The organism is Rhodanobacter humi (genome assembly GCF_041107455.1).
Taxonomy (GTDB): domain Bacteria; phylum Pseudomonadota; class Gammaproteobacteria; order Xanthomonadales; family Rhodanobacteraceae; genus Rhodanobacter_A.
The window spans coordinates 2,488,046-2,509,039 of record NZ_JBGBPY010000001.1 but is presented as its reverse complement, the minus strand read 5'-3'; the positions used below and the strand labels follow the sequence as shown (position 1 = coordinate 2,509,039).

Below are 20,994 nucleotides of genomic sequence, written 5' to 3'. Positions count from 1 at the left end.
CTTGGAGTGCAGCAATCAGAACTTGTACTGCGCCGACACGCTCAGCAGGTTGCCGTAGTCGTCGAAGCTGCCGGTGAGCACGTCGCCGGTGGCGCTGGTGGCGCCGTTCACGCCCGCATGGCTGACGAAGATGTGCGCGTACGAGGCGTTGATCTCGAAGTGCTCGCTGGCCTTGTATCCGATGCCGAAGGTGGCCATCCGGCGCGCCGCGTCAGGCACGCGCGGGTCGCGGTTGGAAGCGCTCATCGGCGCCTGGTCGATCGCCACGCCGGCGCGCAGGGTCAGCTTGTCGGTGACGTAGTAGTCGCCGCCCACCGAGGCGTACCAGGTGTTGCGCCAGTTGAACGGCAGCGTGGTGTTGGGCTGCAGCGGGTTGGCGTAGTTCAGCGTGAGCTGGCGCATCACGCTCCACTGCGTCCAGGCCAGATCGAAGCCCAGGCCGAACTTCTCTTCCTGGTGCCAGTAGCTCAGGGTGGCGACGGCCGGGTTGGTGAGGCGGGCCTTGCCGGTGGTGTGCTGGAACGGCGGGATGCTGGAGGCCAGCGCCGGGTTGGCCAGCAGCAGGTCGTAGCCCGGCGTGGTGGTGAAGTTCGCGGTGCCGTCGATGTTGTGGCTGATGCGCGAGCGGTAGTCCAGCGCCACGCGATCGTTCGCGGTCGGCTTCCAGTACGCGCCGACCTGCCAGCCCCAGGCCCAGCTGTTGCCCTTGACCTGGGCGAAGCCATCCGAGCCCGGCGGGGTCGCAGCGGCCACGCCGGCCTTTGCAGCGGCGGCAGTGGCCGCACCCTGCTGGGCCTGTTGCATGATCTGCTGGATCATCGCCGCGCCGGTGGCGGCGGGAATCTGCCCTGCCGCCATGCCGGCCTGGATCTGCGCGATCCCAGCCGCCGCCTGGGCGGCGCCGGCAGCGAGCTGACCATTGATGCCGTTGATGATGCCGTTGCCCACGCCGTTGAAGTTGATCGCGTTGGTCAGGTCGGCGTTGGTGCGCTCGGCGATCGCGCTGGCGCCCACGCTCCACTGGTCGTTGATCTTGAACGAGGCGGACAGCGTGCTGTCGAACGACTGCAGCTTGGTCTTGATCGCGTCGTAGCGGCCGATCCAGTTGCGGTCGTACTCGGTCTGGAAGCCGAACGGCACGTCAAGCGCGAGGCCGAGGTTGACGCGGTCGCTGACCTTGGTGGAGATCGCCAGCGCCGGCACCGGCAGGGTGGTACCGGCGTCGCCGCCGTTGCCGCCGCTGATCGGGCGGCCCAGCGCGTCGCGCGAGCTGCCGCTGAACTTGGCGCTGAAGTTGATCGCGGTGATGTCGGCCTGCACGTAGGTGCCGTCGAGGTCGCTCATCGCGGCCGGGTTGTTCGCCACCACCGACACATCGCCGCCGGCCGTGGCCGAACCGGCATAGGCGCGTCCCAGACCCTTGGCGCTGTTCTCCTTCAGCTGGAAGGCACTGGCATGCGCCATGCCCGGCGCGATCAGGGCGCCCGCGACGGCCACGCTCAGCGCGGCGAGCGCCAGCGGACGGGTGGCGTTCGAGAGGGGACGGAAAGACTTGTGCATCGCGGGCTCCTGCGGATCGGGATGGATGGCTTGCCCGCCCGACGAGATTCACACGGAATTCATACGGGCGTTTAACATTCGTTCGCGGCACTGTGCCCGCTCACACCGGGTGTTGCAAGTGCTGGCGCAGCAATCGCCGCATCACCGCGATAATGTCCGGTTCCTGCACCCGTGCACCGAGGGCAAGCCCATGCAGTGTTTCGTCTACGCCAGCCGCCGCAAACCCGATACCTACCTGTGGCTGGCCGAGCGCGACGGCTTCGGTGGTCTGCCCGAACCGCTGCGCGACATGCTGGGCGTACTGCGCTTCGCGCTGGAGCTGCAGCTGGACGAAACCCGTCGCCTGCCGCGCGAGGATGCCCGGCAGGTGCTGGCACATCTGCGCGAACGGGGCTGGCATCTGCAATTGCCGCCGGAGAGCGCGTTGGCCGGCGTCAACCATCCCGCATACGGCGCCACGCTGCACGACGCGAAGCGGGACTGAGCCGGCTCGCACATCGGTCGCCGCGTTAACGCGAGGTTACCGTCTGTGTCCATCACGGTTCCTATACTGTGACGATGACCCAGACCAAATCGCGCCGCCGCCCTCCGTTCCTGCAGGCCCTCGCCTGGTTCGTTCCCGGACTGCTCGCCGTGGCGCTGGCCGGCCTGGTCGCCCACCCGCTGACCCTGATCCCGCTATTGCTGGCGAACGCGCTGACGATGGCTGCTGTCTGCCATGCGATCGGCTTCGATCCCGAGCCCAGCTTCGCGCGCACCGTGCTGCGCCGGGGCGCCGCGCACTTGGTGATGTTCACCGGCTACGCGGTGATCGTGTTCGCGCTGGTGGCGTGGCCGATGCTGTCGCTCTCGCAGTCGCACAGCCTCGCCGCCACGCTGGCGCTGGTCGCCACCCTGGTGCTGGCGCTGGCCGTGCTGTGGCGGCCATGGCCCGCGTTCGGCCTGGTGTTCGTGTGGGACGACGCCTACCCCGCGCGGCACGACGGCTCGTGGATCTTCACCGCCACCTTGCGCAGCCTGATGTTCGGTCGCCACCTCGCGCGCGAGGAGCGCTTCTTCAGCCACTTCCTGCCCGCCGCGCTGGCCCTGCTGGCGCTGACCTGGGGCGCGATCGCGCTGAGCGGCCTGTACGGCATGCTGCCCTCGGAAATCCGCACCGCCGCGCTGGCGCTGTACGGCGTGCTGCTGCTGCCGCTGGGTTGCCTGATCGTGGCCAATCGCACGCTGCGCACCCTGCTGTGCGTCCAGCACGATCGCCATCGCCGTCGTGCCGAACTGGCCGATGCGCCGGCCACCGCCAAATCCGCTGCGCCGGTCGCCGCGCCCCTGAGCGAACAGGAGCGCATCGCCGGCACGCCGGAACAGGCCGCCGCCCTGCTCGCCGCCACCCGCGACGGCGACATCGAACGCGCGCTGGCCCTGGTCGAAGCCGGCGCCGATCCGGCCACCGCACCGCTCGCCACGGACCGCGACCAGCGCCCCGTGCTGATGCTCGCCGCGCTGCTGCCCGACACCCGGCTGTTGCGTGCCCTGATTGCCAAGGGCGCCGACGTCAACCGCGCCAGCGGCGGGCTCACCCCGCTGCTCGCCGCCACCCGCGACAGCTGGCACGGCCGTTCCGAGGCGGTGATGACCCTGCTCGCGAACGGTGCCGATCCGCTCGCCGCCGACAGCGAGGGCCGCACCGCCCTGCACGGCGCGGTGCTCAGCGAGGAACCGATGGTGGCGGCGATGCTGCTCGACGCCGGCGCGACTATCAACGCGCTGGACCAGGCCGGCGCCAGCCCGCTTGCGGTGGCCTGCCGCGCCGCGAACTGGCCGCTGGCGAAGTTCCTGCTCGAACGCGGCGCGAAGCCCGCGCCGGCGAACGGCGAGCCCGCGCTGGTCGCCGCCGCCGGCATCGCCGACGACGATCCCGCCGGCGTGAAGCTGCTGCTCAAGCATCGCGCCGCGGTGAACGCGGTGGACGCGCGCCGCCGCAGCGCGCTGGTCGCCGCCGCCGCCGAGGGCCACGAGCAGATCGCCCGTGCGCTGTGCGCCGCCGGCGCCGACGCCACGCTGGCCGACCGCCACGGCAGCACCGCGCTGATGGAAGCCGCGCGCGCCGGCGCGGTGGGCATCGTGCAGCGGCTCGCCGAGGCACAACCCGATGCCCGCACGCGCGACAGCCACGGCCGCGACGCGCTCACGCTCGCCTGCCAGTCGCCGCGCGCCCACGCCGACACCGTGCGTGCCCTGCTCGCGCTGGGCGCCGAACCGAAGACTCCGGGCAGCGACGGCCGCAGCGCGCTCGACCACGCCGCCGCCGCCGGGCGCTGGGATCTGGTCGCCCTGCTCGACCCGGAAACCCCGCTGCCGGCCAATCTCGGCGACGCGGCGCTCTCCTCCGGCGCCGACACCCCGGCGCACCTGCTCGACGCGCTGCGTTTCGGCCACTGGGCGATCGTCTCCGGCTTCGCCGCGCGTGTGCGCGACTGGCCGCAGGCGCAGCTGGCCCGGCTCTACCTCGACCTCGCCCAACCCGGCCAGAGCCAGGCCCGGCGCTGGTTGCTGGACCACGGCCTGGCTGCCGAGGCACGCCTCGCCGCGCAGCAGCCCGACGACGAGCACGGCGACGAAACCGTCGTCGCCAACGATGAGCGCACCGTGCTGCCGCCGCTGGGCCGCCGCCTGTTCGACGCCCTGCTGCTGCAACTGCCCGCTTCCACCGAAGCCATCGACGACCTGCTGCAGGCCGGCGCCACGCCGGCCGGTGCCGGCCTGCTCGCGCAGGCGCTGCAGCGGCTCGGCGGCTCCGCGCAGGGCGCGGCGTTGCCGCTGGCCTTGCTCGAACGCGGCGCCGATCCGTTCGGCCCCGACGCGCGCGAACGCACGCCGCTGCAACTCGCCGCGGCGAACGGCCACGGCGAGCTGCTGCAGGCCCTGCTCGTGCGCGGCTGCAACCCGAACAGCCGCGACCGCGACGGCCGCACGCCGCTGTTCGCCGCGCTGGAACACGGCGAAGCCGCATTGCCGCTGGTGCGCGCATTGATCGCCCACGGCGCCGACGCGGAAGCCGCCGACACCAACGGCGAGACGCCGCTGGGCCTGGCGCTGGAACATCCGGCGATCGAACGCTGGCTGGACTGGGGTGGCTGGACGCGGCCACGCCGTCCGCTGCGTGCCGACGACCTGCCCGCCGCGGCGCAGGCCGGCGCGCTGGTCGCGGTGCAGCGACTGCTGGAACTGGGCTTCGCGGTCGACACCGTCGACGCGCACGGTGCCAGCGCGCTGCTGCACGCCTGCGGTGCCGGCCACCGCGAACTCGCCGCCTGCCTGCTCGATGCCGGCGCCGATCCCGCGCTGGCCACGGCGAACGGCATCACCCCGCTGGCCGCCGCCGTGGCCGGTGGACGCGAGAGCACGGTGGCGCTGCTGCTGGAACGCAAGGCCGAGGTCGACCAGCGCCTGCCGAACCAGAGCACCGCGCTGATGGTGGCCGCGGCGATGGGCCGCGCCGAACTGGCCGACGCCCTGCTCGCCGCGGGCGCCGACGTCAACGCCGTCGACGCGCGCGGCCACAGCGCGCTGCACGCCGCCGCGCAATACGGTTTCGAGCACAACGACAGCCTGCGCGCGCGCCGCCTGCTGGACGTGCTGTTCAAGCATGGCGCCGACGTCAACCACGCCGACGGCGAAGGCAAGACCGCGCTGCTGCTGCTGCTTGGCGCCCAGCTGCGTCCCGGCAGCGACTGCGACGCCACCCATCTCGGCGCACTGGTGCCGGTGCTGCTGGAAGCCGGCGCCGACGTGGCGCATGCCGACCAGCGCGGCGTCACCGCGCTGCACGCCTGCGCGATGCACGCGCTGCTGCCGCCGGCCCGCGTGCTGCTGTCGCGCGGCGCCGACCGCGCCGCCGCCGACGCGTTCGGCCGCACCGCCGCCGATGTGGCGCGCCAGCTCGGCTACGTGGACATCGCCCACGAACTGGCGGTGCGCAGCGGCGCGATCCCTAGCGTGCGGCAGACCCTGCGCCAACCGGCCCAGCCGGCGGAGTGAGCGGGATCGAACGGGAATGCGCCGGTCAGCGCCGGGGCATCCTCAGGCCACCGCACGCCAACGCGCCTGGCGCGGCGGCAGGCCGCGCCAGGCGTCGGCGACCTGCGCCACCGTGAGGGTATCCACCCGCGCGTTGCATGACGCCCCGCCCAGCACCGTCACCGCACTGCCCGGCGCCGCGCGCGGCGCCCAGTGCGCGGGCGCGGCGGCGCCGAACATCACCACCAGCGAGCAACCCAGCGCGGCGGCGAGATGCGCCGGTCCCGTGTCCACCGACACCATGCTGTGCGCGCAGCCCAGCAAGGCCTTCAGCCGCGTCAGCGGCAGCTCCTCGGCGACTGACGTCACCGCCTCGCTGGCCGCGATCGCGCGGATGCCTTCCAGGTAATCGGCCTCCTGCGGACTGCCGCACAGCAGCACCCGGGCCGAGGGCAGCGTCTCCAGGATCGTCCAGGCCAGCGCCGCCCAGTGCTGCACCGGCCACGCCTTGTCGTCGTCCACGATCGCACGCACGCCGTTCCAGCGCAGGGTGCGCTTGTTGGCCGGCTGCAGCAGCACCAGTGGATGGCCGTGCAGGCCGCGTGCGTGCAGCCAGCGCTCGCAGTCGAACCGGGCTGCCGCGTCGACCCGCAGTTGCGGTGCGGCGCCGGGATCGATCGCCAGCGCATCGCAACGGCCACGGAACGCGGCCGGCGTGCCGTCGCCGAAACGCAGCAGGTGGTCGACCCAGTGTTCGCGTTCGCGCAACGGCAAGTCGACCAGGTAGGCGCGGTGCGCCGTCGGCACGCCCGCCAGCCGGAGCATGCGTTGGATCCGCAGCAGCGCACGTGGCTGCGGCTCGCATACGTAGACCGGCGCCTCGCGCCGCTCGTGCAGCCAGCCGATCGCGCGCCAACGTTCGCGACTGATCAGCAGCGGCCGGCGTGGCGCGCGCAGGGCGAGTACCTCGGCCACCTCGGGCTGGTCCGCGTACAACTCCGCCGGCCACGCGCCGATCGCGAGCAGGTCGCAGGGCTGGCCGTAGCGCTGCTGCAACTTGTGCAGCAGCGGCTGCAACAGCACGGTGTCGCCGAGGCGACCGAAGCGGATGACGAGCGGGTGCACGGGCTTGGGCATGCCCGTCGAAACGCTGCTCGACGAGCCGCGTTGACGGCAGGTTTTTGCGCACGCAGGAACACGTAAAGCACCGCAAAATAAGGCGAAGATATCTTGCGAACGGTTCAGTCCGAACTCGTCAACGGCGTGTCCGGATTGCGCTCGCGCGCCTGCCGCGCCTGCGGCTCGGCATCGGCCTCGAACAGCTTGTCGAGTTCGGCCAGCGCCTCTTTCGTGGTCTGCACCAGCTTGGCCTCGTCGTCGTAGACGAGGTACTGCGTCTTGATCAGCTCGGCGTCCTGGCGGCGGAAACGTTCCACGCGATCCATCGCGCGTTCGGGCGTCAGGCCCAGCGCGATCAGCGCCTGCTTGGTCATCTTGAGGCTGGAATAGAGCGTCTCGCGGATCGGGTCGTCGATGCCGAGATCCATCAACCGCCACACGTGCTGGCGATTGCGCGCGCGCGCCACGATCTTCAGGTGCGGATACATGCGCCGCACCACGCGCGCCACGTGCAGGCTGGATTCGGGATTGTCGCTGGCCAGCACGAACACCTCGGCCTTGTCCGCCTGCGCGGCGCGCAGCAACTCGGGGCGCGCGGGATCGCCATAGAAGATGTCGCTGCCGCGGCCGAAGCGGCGGATCAGGTCCATCTGCTCGACCGAGTGGTCCAGCGCCACGAACGGGATGCCTTCCGCGCGCAACACGCGCGACACGATCTGCCCCATGCGGCCGTAGCCGGCGATGATCACGCGCGGCGAGTGCGCCACGATGGTGTCGAACGCGCGTGCCGGTTTGCGCACCTTGTGCGCACCCAGCAGCTTCGCCAGGCCCGTCACCAGCAGCGGCGTCAACGCCATCGACAGCGTGATCGCCAGCACCAGCAGGTTGTGCTGGCGCGCGCTGACCAGGCCCTGCTCGCCGGCCAGCTTGAGCACCACGAACGCGAACTCGCCGCCGCAGGCCAGCAGCACCGCGAGGCGCAGCGCATCGCCGCGCTCCAGCCCGCCCACGATGCGCCCCAGCGGCCACAGCAACGCGCCCTTCAACAGCAGCAGCGCGGCGACCAGGCCCAGCACCAGCACCGGTGCGCGCAGCAGCAGCGAGATGTCCATCGACATGCCCACGCTGATGAAGAACAACCCCAGCAGCAGGCCCTTGAACGGCTCGATGTTGGATTCCAGCTCGTGGCGGTATTCCGAATCGGCGAGCAGCACGCCGGCGAGGAAGGCGCCCAGCGTCACCGACACACCGGCCACCTCCATCAGCAGCGCCACGCCCATCACCACCAGCAGCGCGGTGGCGGTGGACACCTCCACCGCATCCGCCTTCGCCACGAAGCGGAACACCGGCCGCAGCAGGTAGCGGCCGCCCACCACCACCGCCACGATCACGCCCACCGTGCGCAGCGTACCCGCGAGATCGAAGCCGTGGCTGGTCGTGCTGCTGGCCAGGAGCGGCACCGCCGCGATCAGCGGAATCGCCGCGAGATCCTGGAACAGCAGGATCGCGAACGCCTGCCGTCCGTAGGCCGAACCGGCCTCCTTGCGTTCGCCGAGGATCTGCAGGCCGAACGCGGTGGACGACAGCGCCAGGCTGCCGGCCACGATGAACGCCGCCCCCGGCGTGAGGCCGAGCAGGCGCCAGGCGATCACGCCGATCACCGCGCTGGTGGCCAGCACCTGCAGCAAGCCGGTGCCGAACACCGAGCGCCGCATCACCCACAGCCGCTGCGGCGACAGCTCCAGGCCGATCACGAACAGCATCAGCACCACGCCGAACTCGGAGATCGCGGCAACCCCTCCGGTGTCGCCCACCAGGCCCAGCGCCTGCGGCCCGATCGCCATGCCGGCCAGCAGATAGCCCAGCACCGAGCCCAGCCGGAAGCGCTTGGTCAGCGGCACCGCGACCACCGTGGCCAGCAGGAACACCACGGCCAGCTGCAGAAAATGATGGCTGTCCACGTGCACTCCGTTCCGTTCGCGGGTCCCGATTATTCCACGCGCCCGCATTCACCGGCTGTGCTGCCACGCAAGGCCGCAGCATGGGATCATCCACGACCATGAAAATCCTCGCCGCCATCGCCACCGCCGCATTCGCCCTGGCTTGCACCGCCCCGGCGCGCGCGCACGAGAGCATCCCCGTCTACGGCTACCGCGTGGTGCACGGCTACCCGCACGATCCGCAGGCCTATACCGAGGGCCTGCTGTATCTGGACGGCCATCTCTACGAGAGCACCGGCCAGGTGGGCGCCTCCAGCATGCGCAAGGTGGAGCTGGCGACCGGCAAGGTGCTGCAGCAGTCGCCCACGCCGTGGCCGGACTACGGCGAAGGCATCGCGGTGTGGAAGGACAAGCTGATCCAGCTCACCTGGCGCAACCACGAAGGTTTCGTCTACGACCTCGCCACGCTGAAGCCGCAGGCGCGTTTCGACTATCCGGGCGAGGGCTGGGCGCTGACCAGCGATGGCCAGCAGCTCTACATGAGCGACGGCACGCCCACCATCCGCATCCTCGACCCCGAAACGCTCAAGCAGACCGGCCAGATCGACGTGACGGCCGACGGCCAGCCGCTGCAGAACATCAACGAACTGGAATGGGTGAAGGGCCAGATCTACGCCAACGTGTGGCTCACCACGCGCATCGCGCGCATCGACCCGAAGAGCGGCAAGGTGGTGGGCTGGATCGAGCTCGCCGGCCTGGTGCCGCCAGCCGCCACGCTGGCCGATCCCGTCAACGACGTGTTGAACGGCATCGCGTACGACGCGCAGCACGACCGCCTGTTCGTCACCGGCAAATGCTGGCCGAAGCTGTACGAGATCAGGCTGACCGCGCCGAAGCGCAGACGCTGAGAACGCTGTAGGCGCACCCTGTGCGCGATGGCTCTGGCGTTGATCGAAACACCAAAGATTCGCGCACAGGGTGCGTTCCTACATGCGCAATTACCCTGCCGCCAGCGTGCGCTGGATGATGCCGGCCAGCTGCGCCACCGCTGGCGCCGGTTCCGCCTCGGCGCGATGCAAGGCCAACCCAAGCATCGGCAGTGCGGGCAACCCGGCCTCCCTCGCGGTCAGCGCCCGCACGCTGTTGGGCAGACCCAGCGGCGTGCGCACGCTCACGCCCAGCCCCGCACTCACCGCGGCCCAGGTACCAGCGAGGCTGGCGCTGCTGAAGGCGATGCGCCACGCGATGCCGGCGCGGTCCAGCGCCTCGATCGCCGCGTTGCGCAGCAGGCAGGGTGCCTCCAGCACCGCCAGCGGCAGTGGTTCGCCGCGCTGGCGCAGCTTCGACGGCGCAGCGCCAGCCGCGGCTATCCAGCGCATCGGCCAGCGCCCCACGCGCTCGGCGTGCGGACTGTCCGCACCGGCCTCCCAGGCCAGCGCGAGATCCAGCCGGCCGCGATTCACGCCATCCAGCAGCTCCGCGTTGCGCGCGATGCGCGCCTCGATGCGCAGCCGGGGATGCGCCCGCGCGAAGCGCCCCAGCACCGCGGGCAGCAGGCTTTCGCCGAAGTCCTCCTGCAGGCCCAGCCGCACGCGGCCCTCCAGCTCCGCGCCGCGGATCGCCGCGGCGGCCTCGTCGTTCAATTCCAGCAGGCGCCGCGCGTAGCCCAGCATCACCTCGCCCGCCTCGGTGAGCGCCATGCCGCGGCCGGCCTTGCGCAGCAGCGGCGCGCCGGCCTGCTGCTCCAGCTTCTTCAGCTGCGCGCTCACCGCGGAGGTGGAGCGGTTCAGCCGCCCCGCCGCCTGCGCGAAGCTGCCCAGCTCGATGCCGGTGGCGAAGCTGCGCAGATTGTCGATGTCAAAGTTGACGCGAGACATGGTGACGATCCTGTTTTCCGGGACTGAAGATTCCAAATTTCCCGATTTTCAGGATCATCATGGAGCGCTATCGTGGCCACCGTCAAATCCCCAATGCTCCGAACTTGAGCCGCTCTCAAGCTCGGAGCCTTGGTCAAATCCCCCGGAGACTGCCGACATGGCCCACGATCCGCACTACGCCCGCAAGAGCATCGGCGACTTTGCCCCGAAGCTGGCCGAACTCACCGACGAGGTGCTGTTCGCCGACATCTGGGCGCGCACCGGACTCGCCCCGCGCGAGCGCAGCATCGCCACGCTGGCGGCGCTGGTCGCGCTCAACCGCACCGAGCAGCTGCCGTTCCACGTCGCCCGCGCCCGCGACAACGGCCTCGGTGAAACGGAACTGGTCGAGCTGATCACCCACCTCGCGTTCTACGCCGGCTGGCCTTGCGCGTTCTCGGCGATCGGCGTGCTGCGCAAGGAGCTGGCGCCATGATCGCGATGCAGTACGCCATCACCCTGCCTGCCGACTACGACATGGCGATCATCCGCCGCCGCATTGCGGACAAGGGTCATCTGCTCGACGACTTCCCCGGTCTCGCGTTCAAGGCCTGGTTGCACGCGTCACGCAACGACGATGCGCTACCCAGCCGTGACAACCTCTACGCGCCGTTCTACCTGTGGCACGACAGCGAGGGCATGAACGCCTTCCTCGGCGGCGCCGGCTTCGCCGCGCTGGCGCGCGACTTCGGCCGCCCCGCGGTGCACACATGGATACCGTGGCAGGCGGAACTGGCCGCGGATCTGCACGACACCGTTTGCGCCACGCGTGAGCTCGTCCCGATTCCCGCGCATGCCGATTTGGCTGAACTGCGCGCCGCCGAGGCCGCCGCGGCACGGCAGGACCGCGCCGCCGGAGCGCTGGCCGCGATCAGCGCCTGCGACCCGGCCGGCTGGACCCTGCTGCGCCTGCGCCTGTGGCCGACGCTGCGCCCCGATCTTGCCCACGCGGATCGCCAGCTCTACCGCGTCGGCCATGTCTCGCAACCGCACTGAACCCCACACCCACGGAGCTACCCATGCCTCTCGTCCGCATCTCCCTGCGCCGCGGCAAGTCCGCCGCCCAGCTCACCGCCCTGCGCAACGGCATCTACGAAGCCATGCGCGAGACCTTCAACGTGCCCGAGGATGATCGTTTCATCCTGATCCACCAGCATGAGGCCGAGGAATTCGACTACGACCCGCACTACCTCGGCATCGCGCGCAGCGACGATCTGGTGATCGTGCAAATCGCCTGCAGCAACACGCGCACGGTGGCACAGAAGCAGGCGTTCTATCGCCGCGTTGCGGAGAAGCTCACCGCCGATCCCGGCCTGCGCCCCGAAGACGTATTCATCAACCTGCTGGAAACGGCGAAGGAGAACTGGTCGTTCGGCCACGGCATCGCGCAGTACGCGTGAACAACCTCAGGGCGAAAGCACGCCTATCGTTCGCATCCACGCATCCGCCAGATCGGTCCAACGGGTGATCGGCAGGTTCGTGCGCCGCACGCCGAAGGCATGGCCGCCTTGCGCGTACAGATGCATTTCCGTCGGCACGTCGGCGGCTTTCAGCGCGGCGAAATAAGTCAACGCCTGCTGCACGCCATCTACGTCGTCGTTCTCGGCCTGCACGATGAAGGTGGGCGGCGTGTCGCGGGTGACGGGCACGTTCTTGTTCAAGGTGCCATCGTCGTGCGCGAGGTGTCCCGGGTAGATCGCCATCGCGAAATCCGGGCGCGCGCTTTCCTGGTCGGCCGCATCCACCGGCTTGTACAGGCGCTTGTCGAAGTGCGTGCTGATCTCCGCCACCAGGAAACCGCCGGCGGAGAAACCGACCACGCCGATCTTGTTCGGATCGATGTGCCATGCCTTCGCATGCAGGCGCACCAGTCCCATCGTGCGCTGCACGTCCTCCAGCGCCATCGTCGGCACCTGAAAATTGTGCGGCCGGCAATCGCAGTGCCAGTCGTAGGGCGCACCCGGAACGCGGTATTTCAGCAGCACGCAGGTGATGCCGCGCGCGGTCAGCCAGTCGCAGATCTCGGTGCCTTCCAGGTCGATGGCCAGGATCTCGAAGCCGCCGCCGGGGATCACCACCACCGCGGCGCCGGTGTTCTTCCCTTGCGGGGCATAGACCGTCATGGTGGGTCGCGACACGTTGCTCACGGCGGTCACGGTCTTGCCGGCGAGCAGCGTGGTGCCGGTTTTCGCGTACTCCGGCCCCGGCATGGGCTTCATGTCGGGCGGCGTGCCCGGCCACAGCGGCAGCTCCACATGGCCGGCGGAAGGTTGCCAGGCCGTTTCCGCCGCCTGCGCGCCCGCGCATGCAAGCAGCAGGCACAGGACCATGATCCACAGTTTCATGACGCTCCTCCGTGCTGGTGCTCGATCAGGATCCGCGTGGTGGGAAACCACCGCCCCCCTCTTTCCATCGTGCACACCGCTGCGGACTTTCAGCCGTCGTTTTTGGGGACTTTTTCAGGCAAACCCGCTCTCGCGCCATGACGCACCGGGTCGTTGGCCGGGAGCCGGCTCGCGTTCTCCAGGGCGGCGGCACGACGAACGGCGATGTAACCGATCGCCAGGCCGCGGCGAACTGTCGATGTCGGCCACGCCATCCTGCCGGCCGACCGGCATCCATTTGGCCTTCACTGCCCCGCATCAACACGAGGAACCCCGCATGTACGACATGAAGAACCTGAGCCGCCTGAAAAAGCTCGACGAGAAGACGCCGGACGCCATGCAGGCGTTCCGGGCCTTCGACAAGGCGGCCTTCACCGCGGGCGCCCTCGACGCGCGACAGAAGCAGCTGATCGCGGTGGCCGTGGCGCTGACCACGCAATGCCCATATTGCATCGAGATCCACACCAGGGCGGCACGCGACGCCGGCGCCGACGACACGCAACTGGCCGAGACCGCCATGGTCGCCGCGGCGATCCGCGCCGGCGGCGCGATCACCCACGCCAGCCACCTGCTGCACGACTGACACCGCTCCGGCGGCGCGTCCGTCCACGCCACCGGAACGATCGATCGGCACCGACACCAGCCAAGGCACGAACGTGGACCATTCCCTGACCGTACCCGCGATATCCCGACGGCTTGCCAGCTGGGCGCCGATCCCCCTGCGCCTGATCGTGGGCTACGGATTCATGGAGCACGGCTTCGCCAAGCTTGGCCGCGGCGCCGATGCGTTCGCGGCGATCCTGCGGGCCATCGGCGTGCCTTTTCCACACCTGATGTCCTGGGCCACCATCCTGGTCGAAGTGTTCGGGGGATTGGCCATCCTGCTGGGCGCCTTCGTGGCGCTGGCCAGCGTGCCGATGGCGATCGTGCTGCTGGTGGCCATCTTCACCGTGCACCTGCCCTACGGCTTCAGCTCGATCAAGCTGATGGCCGTCACGCCGGCCGGCGCGCACTTCGGGCAGCCGGGCTACGAATGCGACCTGCTCTACCTTGCCGGCCTGGCCGCGCTGGTGCTGGGCGGCGTGGGACCGTGGGCGCTGGACAACCTGTTGCGCAAGCGCAAGGAACAGCCCCCGGATGACGGTCCTGCATGAGGCTTACCGAAGCGGCCGCACTATTCCGCGACACAACCAGCGCGCCGCGCCAAAAATCGCTCCAGGCGATTTTGCGGGCACATGGCCCCGCAGGAACTTGTAGCATCCGGAGCTTGCCCATCATCGGCTCATGCAGCGCATCGCACATGACAAAGAACTCCGCAGCCATCGGGGCTGGCAAGGACCATTACCTCATCCTCGACGGACTGCGCGGCGTCGCCTCGCTGATGGTGGTGCTGTTCCACCTCTGCGAGGCGTACAAGCCGGATCATCCGCTGACGCAACCGATCAACCACGGCTACCTGGCCGTGGATTTCTTCTTCCTGCTGTCGGGCTTCGTGATCGCCTATGCCTACGACGACCGCTGGCAGGCGCTGGGCACGTGGGACTTCTTCAAGCGCCGGCTGATCCGCCTGCAACCGATGGTCATCATGGGCACGACGATCGGCGCAGTGCTGTTCTACTTCCAGGCAGGCTCGGCCTTCCCGCTGATCGAAGCCACGCCGGTGTGGAAGATGCTGCTGGTGATGCTGGTGGGCTGGACGCTGCTGCCGCTGCCGCCGTCGATGGACATCCGCGGCTGGAGCGAGATGCATCCGCTCGACGGCCCGGCGTGGTCGCTATTCTTCGAATACATCGCGAACATCCTGTACGCGATCGGCCTGCGCAAGCTGTCGAACCGCTGGCTGGGCGTGCTGGTGGCGCTGGCCGCCGCGTTCCTCGTGCAGCTCGCCGTGTTCGGCAAGCGCGGCGACGTGATCGGCGGCTGGGCCATCGACCCGGAACAACTGCACATCGGCTTCGCCCGCCTGCTGTTCCCCTTCCTTGCCGGCATGCTGCTGATGCGCCTGGGCAAGCGCATCCGGATCAAGCATGCGTTCGCCGTGTGCAGCCTGCTGCTGGTCGTGGCGCTGGCGCTACCCCGCTTCGGCGGCGCCGACCGCCCGTGGCTGAACGGCCTGTACGAGTCGCTATGTGTCATCGCGGTGTTCCCGCTCATCGTCGCCATCGGCGCCGGCGCAACGCGGGTCGACGGCCTGTCCACCCGCATCGCCGGATTCTTCGGCGAACTCTCCTACCCGCTCTACATCACGCACTACGGCCTGATCTACGTCTACACCGAATGGGTGGGCGCACACCAGGCGCTGCCCTTCGCCACCCGGTGCGCGGCGGGCGCCGCGGTCTTCGTCGCGAGCATCGCCATCGCGTATGCGTGCCTGAAGCTTTACGACTTGCCGGCGCGGAAGTGGTTGGCGGAGAAGCTTTTGAGGCGCGCAGCCGGATGATTCCAGCTCACTCCCCGCGCAGCCACTTCGCCGCATCCACCGCGTAGTAGCTGAGGATCGCGTCCGCGCCCGCGCGCTTGAACGCGGTGAGCGTCTCCAGCACCACGGCTTTCTCGTCCAGCCAGCCGTTCTGCGTGGCGGCCTTGAGCATCGCGTACTCGCCCGAGACCTGGTAGACGAAGGTGGGCATGCCGAACGCGTCCTTCACCCGGCGCAGCACGTCGAGGTAGGGCAGACCGGGCTTCACCATCACCATGTCGGCGCCCTCGGCGATGTCGAGCTCCACCTCGCGCAGCGCCTCGTCGCTGTTGGCGACGTCCATCTGGTAGGTGTGCTTGTTGCCCTTGCCGAGGTTGGCGGACGAGCCCACCGCGTCGCGGAACGGGCCGTAGAAGCTCGACGCGTATTTCGCCGAGTAGGCGAGGATGCGCGTGTGGATGTGCCCGGCTTCCTCCAGCGCCTCGCGGATCGCGCCGATGCGGCCGTCCATCATGTCCGAGGGCGCCACCACGTCCATGCCGGCGTCGGCCTGGGCCAGCGCCATCTTCACCAGCGCCTCGACGGTGGGCTCGTTCATCACGTAGCCGCTTTCGTCGACCAGGCCGTCCTGGCCGTGCGTGGTGTAGGGGTCGAGCGCCACGTCGCCGATCAGGCCCAGTTCGGGGTACTTCGATTTCAGCGCACGCGTGGCGCGGTGCATCAGGTTGTCGGGATTCCACGCCTCGCGCGCGTCCTCGCTCTTCACGCCCTGCCCCGGCGACGGGAACAGCGCCAGCGCGGGAATGCCGAGGCGCACGCACTCGCCGGCGAGCTTCACCAGCTCGTCGATGGAGAGCCGTTCCACGCCCGGCATCGACGGCACGGCCTCGCGCCGGCCTTCGCCATCGATCACGAAGGCGACCATGACGAGGTCGCTGGGCAGCAGGCTGTGCTCGCGCATCAGTGCGCGGGAGAAGGCGTCGTGGCGCATGCGGCGCAGGCGGATGGCGGGAAAACTCATGGGGCGGTCTCGCGGAGGAATCCGTGCATTTTAGCGCCGCGCCACGCAGCCACGACCGCCGCGGACGCTTTGCCGCAGCCGCGCCGCACGAAGCGCCAACATCTGGCCCACGCCCTGCATACACGATTCGGCGCAGGCTCGCGTCGACCATCACGGGAGGCACCCTCATGAACACTTCCGCGCACCGCGTTGCCCATGCCAGCCACCCCTTTCCCGCCGGGACGCGTTACCTCGGCCCGCACAGCAGCCACACACCGCTCGGGGTCACCGTGGTGTTGCGGCGCATGGGGCAGGCGCCGGTGCCGGCCGCATGGCCGCGGTCGCCGCGCTGGCCACGCGGCGAGTTCGGCGCGCATTGCGGCGCCGACCCCGCCGACATTGAGCGCGTGCGCAGCCACGCCCGCACGCACGGCCTCGTGGAAACCGGCTGCGATTCGCACCGGCGCGTGCTGCACTTCAAGGGCTCGGTGGACGCGCTGCAACACGCGTTCGGCGTGCAACTGGGGCGCTACCGGATGCCCGGTACGCGCCGCTATGTCGTTGGCCACACGCAGGCGCCCGTGCTGCCGCCCGGACTGGCTCCCTCGGTGATCGCCGTGCTTGGCCTGGACCGCCGCCCGGTGGCGAAGCCGCACTTCCGCAAGGCGCTGGCGACGCCGAACCAGACCTACACGCCGCCCCAGATGGGGCAGCTCTACAACTTCCCCGCGAGCACGGACGGCAGCGGCCAGTGCGTGGCCCTGATCGAGCTGGGCGGCGGCTTCCGCAAGACCGACCTCGCCAGCTACTTCGCCGCACTGGGCATCGCCACACCCACAGTGACCGCCGTGTCGGTGGCCGGCGGCAAGAACCGCCCCGGCGGCGCGGCCGACGCCGAGGTGATGCTGGACATCGAAATGGTGGGCGCGCTGGCGCCGGGCGCGACGATCGCGGTGTACTTCGCGCCGAACACCGACCAGGGTTTCTACGAGGCGATCTCGCAGGCAGCGCACGACGCCACGCACAAGCCGTCCATCATCTCGATCAGCTGGGGTGGCCCGGAGGACAGCTGGAGCGCGTCCTCGCTCGCCGCGATGCAGAGCGCGCTGGAGGACGCCGCCGCGCTCGGCGTCACGGTGACCGCCGCCGCGGGCGACAGCGGTTCCGGCGACGGCGAGAGCGACGGCCAGCCGCACGTGGATTTCCCCGCTTCCAGTCCGTACACGCTGGCCTGCGGCGGCACCACGCTGACCGCCAGCGCCAGCGCGATCACCGGCGAAACGGTGTGGAACGAGACCGCCGGCAACGAGGGCGCCACCGGCGGCGGCGTCAGCGTGGACTACGCGCTGCCCGCATGGCAGCAGGGCGCCGGCGTGCCGCAGGCGCCGAACGGCTACGCGGGCCGCGGCGTGCCCGACGTGGCGGGCGACGCCGATCCACTCACCGGCTACCAGGTGCGCGTGGACGGCCAGGACGAGGTGATCGGGGGCACCAGTGCGGTAGCGCCGCTGTGGGCCGCGCTGCTGGCGCGCTGCAACCAGTCGCTGGGCCGCGCGGTGGGTGACGTACATGCTGCGCTGTACCAGGGCGGCGGCACGGCCTTCCACGACATCACCCAGGGCAACAACGGCAGCTACACCGCCGGCCCGGGCTGGGACGCCTGCACCGGGCTGGGCAGTCCGGACGGCCAGGCGCTGCTGGCCGCACTGGCGGCACAGAACCCGCCCGCCGCGGGGGCGCCGCCCGCCGGACCGGGCAAGCACCACCACAAGCACGGGCATGCCTGAGCGCGTTCCGAACCGCCCCGTAGCCCGCGTTGTCCTGGCGCGGGCCACGGGGGGATCTGGACGGATTCCAAGCCCCATTCGCGCACCATACGTATGCACACAGTAGACGCGCACCGGCCTGACAAGGCAGGCTTGTCCTTTGTGCACCGCCGCAGGCTGTCCCCCGATGCCCCACGCAACCCCCTCCACCCTGCTTGCCGACCTGGGCGGCACCAACGTGCGCTTCGCGCTCGCCGGCACCGACACCACCACGCCGCTGGTCATGGACAGCATCCGGCGCTACCGGGTGAAGGATTTTCCCTCGCTGGCCGATGCCGCGCGGCGCTACTTCGCCGACACCGGCTGCCACCCCGCGCAGGCGGTGATCGCCGCGGCGGGGCGCATCGCCGGCGGCGAGACGGTGAAGGTCACCAACAATCCCTGGGCGATCGTGGCGCATGCGCTGCAGGCCGAACTGGGCATGCAGTCGGTGCGGCTGGTCAACGATTTCGCCGCGCAGAGCATGGCGGTGCCGCTGCTGGCCGCCGACGCGCTGGCGCCGGTGGGCACGCTGGGTGCGCCGGCGCTGGGCCAGCCGCAGCCGCAGACCTTCGTGGTGATGGGGCCGGGCACCGGCCTCGGCGTGGCCGGCCTGCTGTGGCGCGACGAGCAGTGGATCGTGCTGGAAAGCGAGGGCGGCCACGCCGGCTTCGCCGCGCACACCGCCGAGGACGTGGAGATCCTGCACCGGCTCAACGCGCGCTTCGGCCGCGTCTCCAACGAGCGCATGATCTGCGGCAACGGCCTGGTGAACCTCTACCTCGCGCTGGCCGACATCGCCGGCCAGCCGGCCGAGGAGTACACGCCCGAGGACATCACCGCGCACGCCGAAGACGGCAGCGACCCGCTGTGCGTCCGCACGGTGGAGACGCTGGCCGGCATCTTCGGCAGCGTGGCCGGCGACCTGGTGCTGAGCCTGGGCGGCTGGGACGGCGTCTACCTCACCGGCGGCGTGCTGCCGTTCCTGCTGCCGTGGCTGCACCGCGGCGGCTTCCGCGAACGCTTCGAGGCCAAGGGTCGCTTCCGCGAGACGATGGAGCGCGTGCCCACGCTGGCGATCGTGCATCCGGAACCCGGCCTGCTCGGCGCGGCGGCGATCGCGCTGCGCGCCGCGGGCCAGCGCCTGGCTTGATCTTTGCGATCATCCCTGATCGCGAAGATCAAACGGGCGGCCATCCCTGGCCGCACTTTTCAGAAACGCTCGCCTGCGATCGCAAACTTCCCCGCTCCACTCCACGCACGGACCTGCCATGCCACGCCGCGACAGCGCCTTCCTGTTCGACCTCGACGGCACCCTCGTCGACAGCGTCTACCAGCATGTGCTGGCGTGGAAGGAGGCGCTGGACAGCGAAGGCATCGACCTCTCGGTGTGGCGCATCCACCGCCGCATCGGCATGAGTGGCGGCCTGTTCACCCGCATGCTGCTGCGCGAGACCGGGCAGGCGATCAGCGAGGAACGCCGCGCCCGCCTGTACGACGCCCACGCGGAAGCATTCAACCGCCAGCATGCCCAGGGCGCGGTGAAGCCGCTGCCCGGCGCCCGCGAGCTGCTGGCCTACCTCAGCGCCGAGGAAATCCCCTGGGCGATCGCCACCAGCGGCCAGCTGCGCACCGCGATCCACAACCTCGAAGCGCTGGGTGTCGATCCCTCGAAGGTACCGGTGGTGACCCGCGACCAGGTGCGCCACGCCAAGCCCGACCCCGACCTGTTCCTCGCCGCCGCCGAACGGCTGGGCGTGGACATCACCCGCGCCATGGTGGTGGGCGACAGCGTGTGGGACATGCTTGCCGCGCAGCGCGCCCGCGCGCTGGGCATCGGCCTGCTCTCGGGCGGCTACGGCGAGGACGAACTCGCTCGTGCCGGCGCGCTGCGCGTGTATGAGGATCCGGCCGACATGCTGAAGCGCATCGACGAGGTGGCGGCGCGCGCCTAAGTCGACGCTAAGATCCTTGGGCAAGCTTGGCAAGGCCGGTCAACGACATGCGTGATACAGCGACTGGTTCGCCGATCCAGTCGCGGCATATGCACCTGCATGCAAGGAGGAGTTGCCATGAAGCAGCCTTGGATTCGTCTGCGCACTATCCCGTCCGCCATCGCGATAGCCGCCTGTTTGCTCGCCACGCCGCCGGCCATCGCTGCCTCGCCATCGACGGCAGCCCCGTCGATGGGAAAAAAGATCTACTACTGCCACGAAGGCCTCGAACAATTCATGCCGGGCGATTACTACGCCTGCCGGGCGAAGTACTACTTCCAGCGCGGCCACTACCGCCTGGGGCTCGCGGACCTCGAGGAGTCCGCTCACTGGGCCAACAAGAACGCGCAGTACACGCTGGGCGTGCTCTATTCCAACGGTGACGTACCCGGCATTCCGCAAAACCGCCCGTTGGGCCTGGCCTGGCTGGCTCTGTCGATCGAACGAAAGAACCAGCCGACCTACCGGCAGGCCTATGAACACGCCTACCTGCACAGCTCGCCGGCGGATGTCGCCGAAGCGAACCGGCTCTACAAGCAGTTGCGCACGGTATACGGCGACCAGGTAGCCGGCGCTCGCGCCGTCCACCGTTTCAACCGGGAGATGTGGCCGTTCGAGGTGGCAGCCCACGAGGGCGGTATCCAGTACGTCTCGGATTTCACCGATTACCCGGAGCCGGCGACGCACGTGGTGCAGGCGTTGTACCAGCGTGCCAGCAAGGATTTCGACGGACTGCAGGGCCATGTGACCGTGGGCGCCCTACAGTTGCTCGGTGACGCTCCGGCTTCGTCCTCATCCACCGCGACACACTGAACCAGCGCACCAATCGGTTGGTGCGAT

General features: G+C 69.9%; 19 protein-coding genes. 13 read left to right on the top strand and 6 right to left on the bottom strand.

The features are described from left to right. Nucleotides 1-15: 15 nt before the first annotated feature. Nucleotides 16-1,560: an OmpP1/FadL family transporter gene (locus AB7878_RS10910; RefSeq protein WP_369494392.1), complete on the bottom strand. Its 1,545-nt coding sequence runs from the start codon at nt 1,558-1,560 to the stop codon at nt 16-18. Nucleotides 1,561-1,750: 190 nt separating this feature from the next. Between AB7878_RS10910 and AB7878_RS10905 the strand changes: the two genes are divergently transcribed. Together AB7878_RS10905 and AB7878_RS10900 are read left to right on the top strand one after the other, a co-directional pair. Further along, entirely contained in the window at nt 1,751-2,044 is a 294-nt protein-coding gene (locus AB7878_RS10905) for a YcgL domain-containing protein (protein WP_369494391.1), read from the top strand. Nucleotides 2,045-2,118: 74 nt separating this feature from the next. Continuing rightward, nucleotides 2,119-5,598, top strand: coding sequence for an ankyrin repeat domain-containing protein (locus AB7878_RS10900; protein WP_369494390.1), 3,480 nt, complete (start codon nt 2,119-2,121; stop codon nt 5,596-5,598). 42 nt (nt 5,599-5,640) lie between these two features. On the opposite strand, the gene AB7878_RS10895 is transcribed toward AB7878_RS10900, so the two are convergent. Both AB7878_RS10895 and AB7878_RS10890 read right to left on the bottom strand, forming a co-directional pair. Beyond that, nucleotides 5,641-6,714 (bottom strand): glycosyltransferase family 9 protein, encoded by a 1,074-nt coding sequence (locus AB7878_RS10895; RefSeq protein ID WP_369494389.1) that lies wholly within the window; start codon nt 6,712-6,714, stop codon nt 5,641-5,643. A gap of 104 nt (nt 6,715-6,818) precedes the next feature. After that, a complete protein-coding gene (locus tag AB7878_RS10890; RefSeq protein ID WP_369494388.1) occupies nt 6,819-8,657 on the bottom strand; it encodes a monovalent cation:proton antiporter-2 (CPA2) family protein in 1,839 nt (612 codons plus the stop codon). Between the two features lie 98 nt (nt 8,658-8,755). Here AB7878_RS10890 and AB7878_RS10885 point away from each other — a divergent pair, with 98 nt between their 5' ends. Next, entirely contained in the window at nt 8,756-9,544 is a 789-nt protein-coding gene (locus AB7878_RS10885; protein ID WP_369494387.1) for a glutaminyl-peptide cyclotransferase, read from the top strand. Between the two features lie 90 nt (nt 9,545-9,634). Here the strand turns inward: AB7878_RS10885 and AB7878_RS10880 are convergent, their stop codons facing one another. Beyond that, nucleotides 9,635-10,513 (bottom strand): LysR substrate-binding domain-containing protein, encoded by an 879-nt coding sequence (locus AB7878_RS10880; protein WP_369494386.1) that lies wholly within the window; start codon nt 10,511-10,513, stop codon nt 9,635-9,637. A gap of 157 nt (nt 10,514-10,670) precedes the next feature. On the opposite strand from AB7878_RS10880, the gene AB7878_RS10875 reads away from it, so the two are divergent. Genes AB7878_RS10875 through AB7878_RS10865 form a run of 3 tightly spaced genes read left to right on the top strand, consistent with a single transcriptional unit; the run spans nt 10,671 to nt 11,952 of the window. Further along, a complete protein-coding gene (locus AB7878_RS10875; RefSeq protein ID WP_369494385.1) occupies nt 10,671-10,988 on the top strand; it encodes a carboxymuconolactone decarboxylase family protein in 318 nt (105 codons plus the stop codon). Beyond that, nucleotides 10,985-11,548 carry a DUF4865 family protein gene (locus tag AB7878_RS10870; protein WP_369494384.1) on the top strand — a complete coding sequence of 188 codons (564 nt, stop codon included), beginning with the start codon at nt 10,985-10,987 and terminating at the stop codon, nt 11,546-11,548. Before AB7878_RS10875 ends, AB7878_RS10870 begins: the two co-directional genes overlap by 4 nt. A 23-nt stretch (nt 11,549-11,571) precedes the next feature. Further along, nucleotides 11,572-11,952: a tautomerase family protein gene (locus tag AB7878_RS10865; protein WP_369494383.1), complete on the top strand. Its 381-nt coding sequence runs from the start codon at nt 11,572-11,574 to the stop codon at nt 11,950-11,952. Nucleotides 11,953-11,958: 6 nt separating this feature from the next. Here the strand turns inward: AB7878_RS10865 and AB7878_RS10860 are convergent, their stop codons facing one another. Beyond that, on the bottom strand, nt 11,959-12,897 hold the full coding sequence (locus AB7878_RS10860) for an alpha/beta hydrolase (protein ID WP_369494382.1): 939 nt from the start codon (nt 12,895-12,897) through the stop codon (nt 11,959-11,961). Nucleotides 12,898-13,213: 316 nt separating this feature from the next. On the opposite strand from AB7878_RS10860, the gene AB7878_RS10855 reads away from it, so the two are divergent. The 3 genes from AB7878_RS10855 (at nt 13,214) to AB7878_RS10845 (ending at nt 15,376) form a co-directional block, all read left to right on the top strand. Next, nucleotides 13,214-13,519, top strand: a complete 306-nt coding sequence (locus tag AB7878_RS10855; RefSeq protein WP_369494381.1) for a carboxymuconolactone decarboxylase family protein — start codon at nt 13,214-13,216, stop codon at nt 13,517-13,519. 73 nt (nt 13,520-13,592) lie between these two features. After that, a complete protein-coding gene (locus AB7878_RS10850; protein ID WP_369494380.1) occupies nt 13,593-14,090 on the top strand; it encodes a DoxX family protein in 498 nt (165 codons plus the stop codon). Between the two features lie 146 nt (nt 14,091-14,236). Beyond that, nucleotides 14,237-15,376, top strand: a complete 1,140-nt coding sequence (locus tag AB7878_RS10845; protein WP_369494379.1) for an acyltransferase family protein — start codon at nt 14,237-14,239, stop codon at nt 15,374-15,376. A gap of 7 nt (nt 15,377-15,383) precedes the next feature. Here the strand turns inward: AB7878_RS10845 and hemB are convergent, their stop codons facing one another. Next, nucleotides 15,384-16,376: a porphobilinogen synthase gene (gene hemB, locus AB7878_RS10840; RefSeq protein ID WP_369494378.1), complete on the bottom strand. Its 993-nt coding sequence runs from the start codon at nt 16,374-16,376 to the stop codon at nt 15,384-15,386. Nucleotides 16,377-16,543: 167 nt separating this feature from the next. Between hemB and AB7878_RS10835 the strand changes: the two genes are divergently transcribed. The 4 genes from AB7878_RS10835 to AB7878_RS10820 all read left to right on the top strand — a co-directional run bounded on the left by AB7878_RS10835 (nt 16,544) and on the right by AB7878_RS10820 (nt 20,967). Further along, a complete protein-coding gene (locus AB7878_RS10835) occupies nt 16,544-18,142 on the top strand; it encodes a S53 family peptidase (RefSeq protein WP_369494377.1) in 1,599 nt (532 codons plus the stop codon). Between the two features lie 166 nt (nt 18,143-18,308). After that, nucleotides 18,309-19,313 (top strand): glucokinase, encoded by a 1,005-nt coding sequence (gene glk, locus AB7878_RS10830; RefSeq protein ID WP_369494376.1) that lies wholly within the window; start codon nt 18,309-18,311, stop codon nt 19,311-19,313. Nucleotides 19,314-19,431: 118 nt separating this feature from the next. Beyond that, on the top strand, nt 19,432-20,115 hold the full coding sequence (locus AB7878_RS10825; protein WP_369494375.1) for an HAD family hydrolase: 684 nt from the start codon (nt 19,432-19,434) through the stop codon (nt 20,113-20,115). 117 nt (nt 20,116-20,232) lie between these two features. Beyond that, entirely contained in the window at nt 20,233-20,967 is a 735-nt protein-coding gene (locus AB7878_RS10820; RefSeq protein WP_369494374.1) for an SEL1-like repeat protein, read from the top strand. Nucleotides 20,968-20,994: the final 27 nt, after the last annotated feature.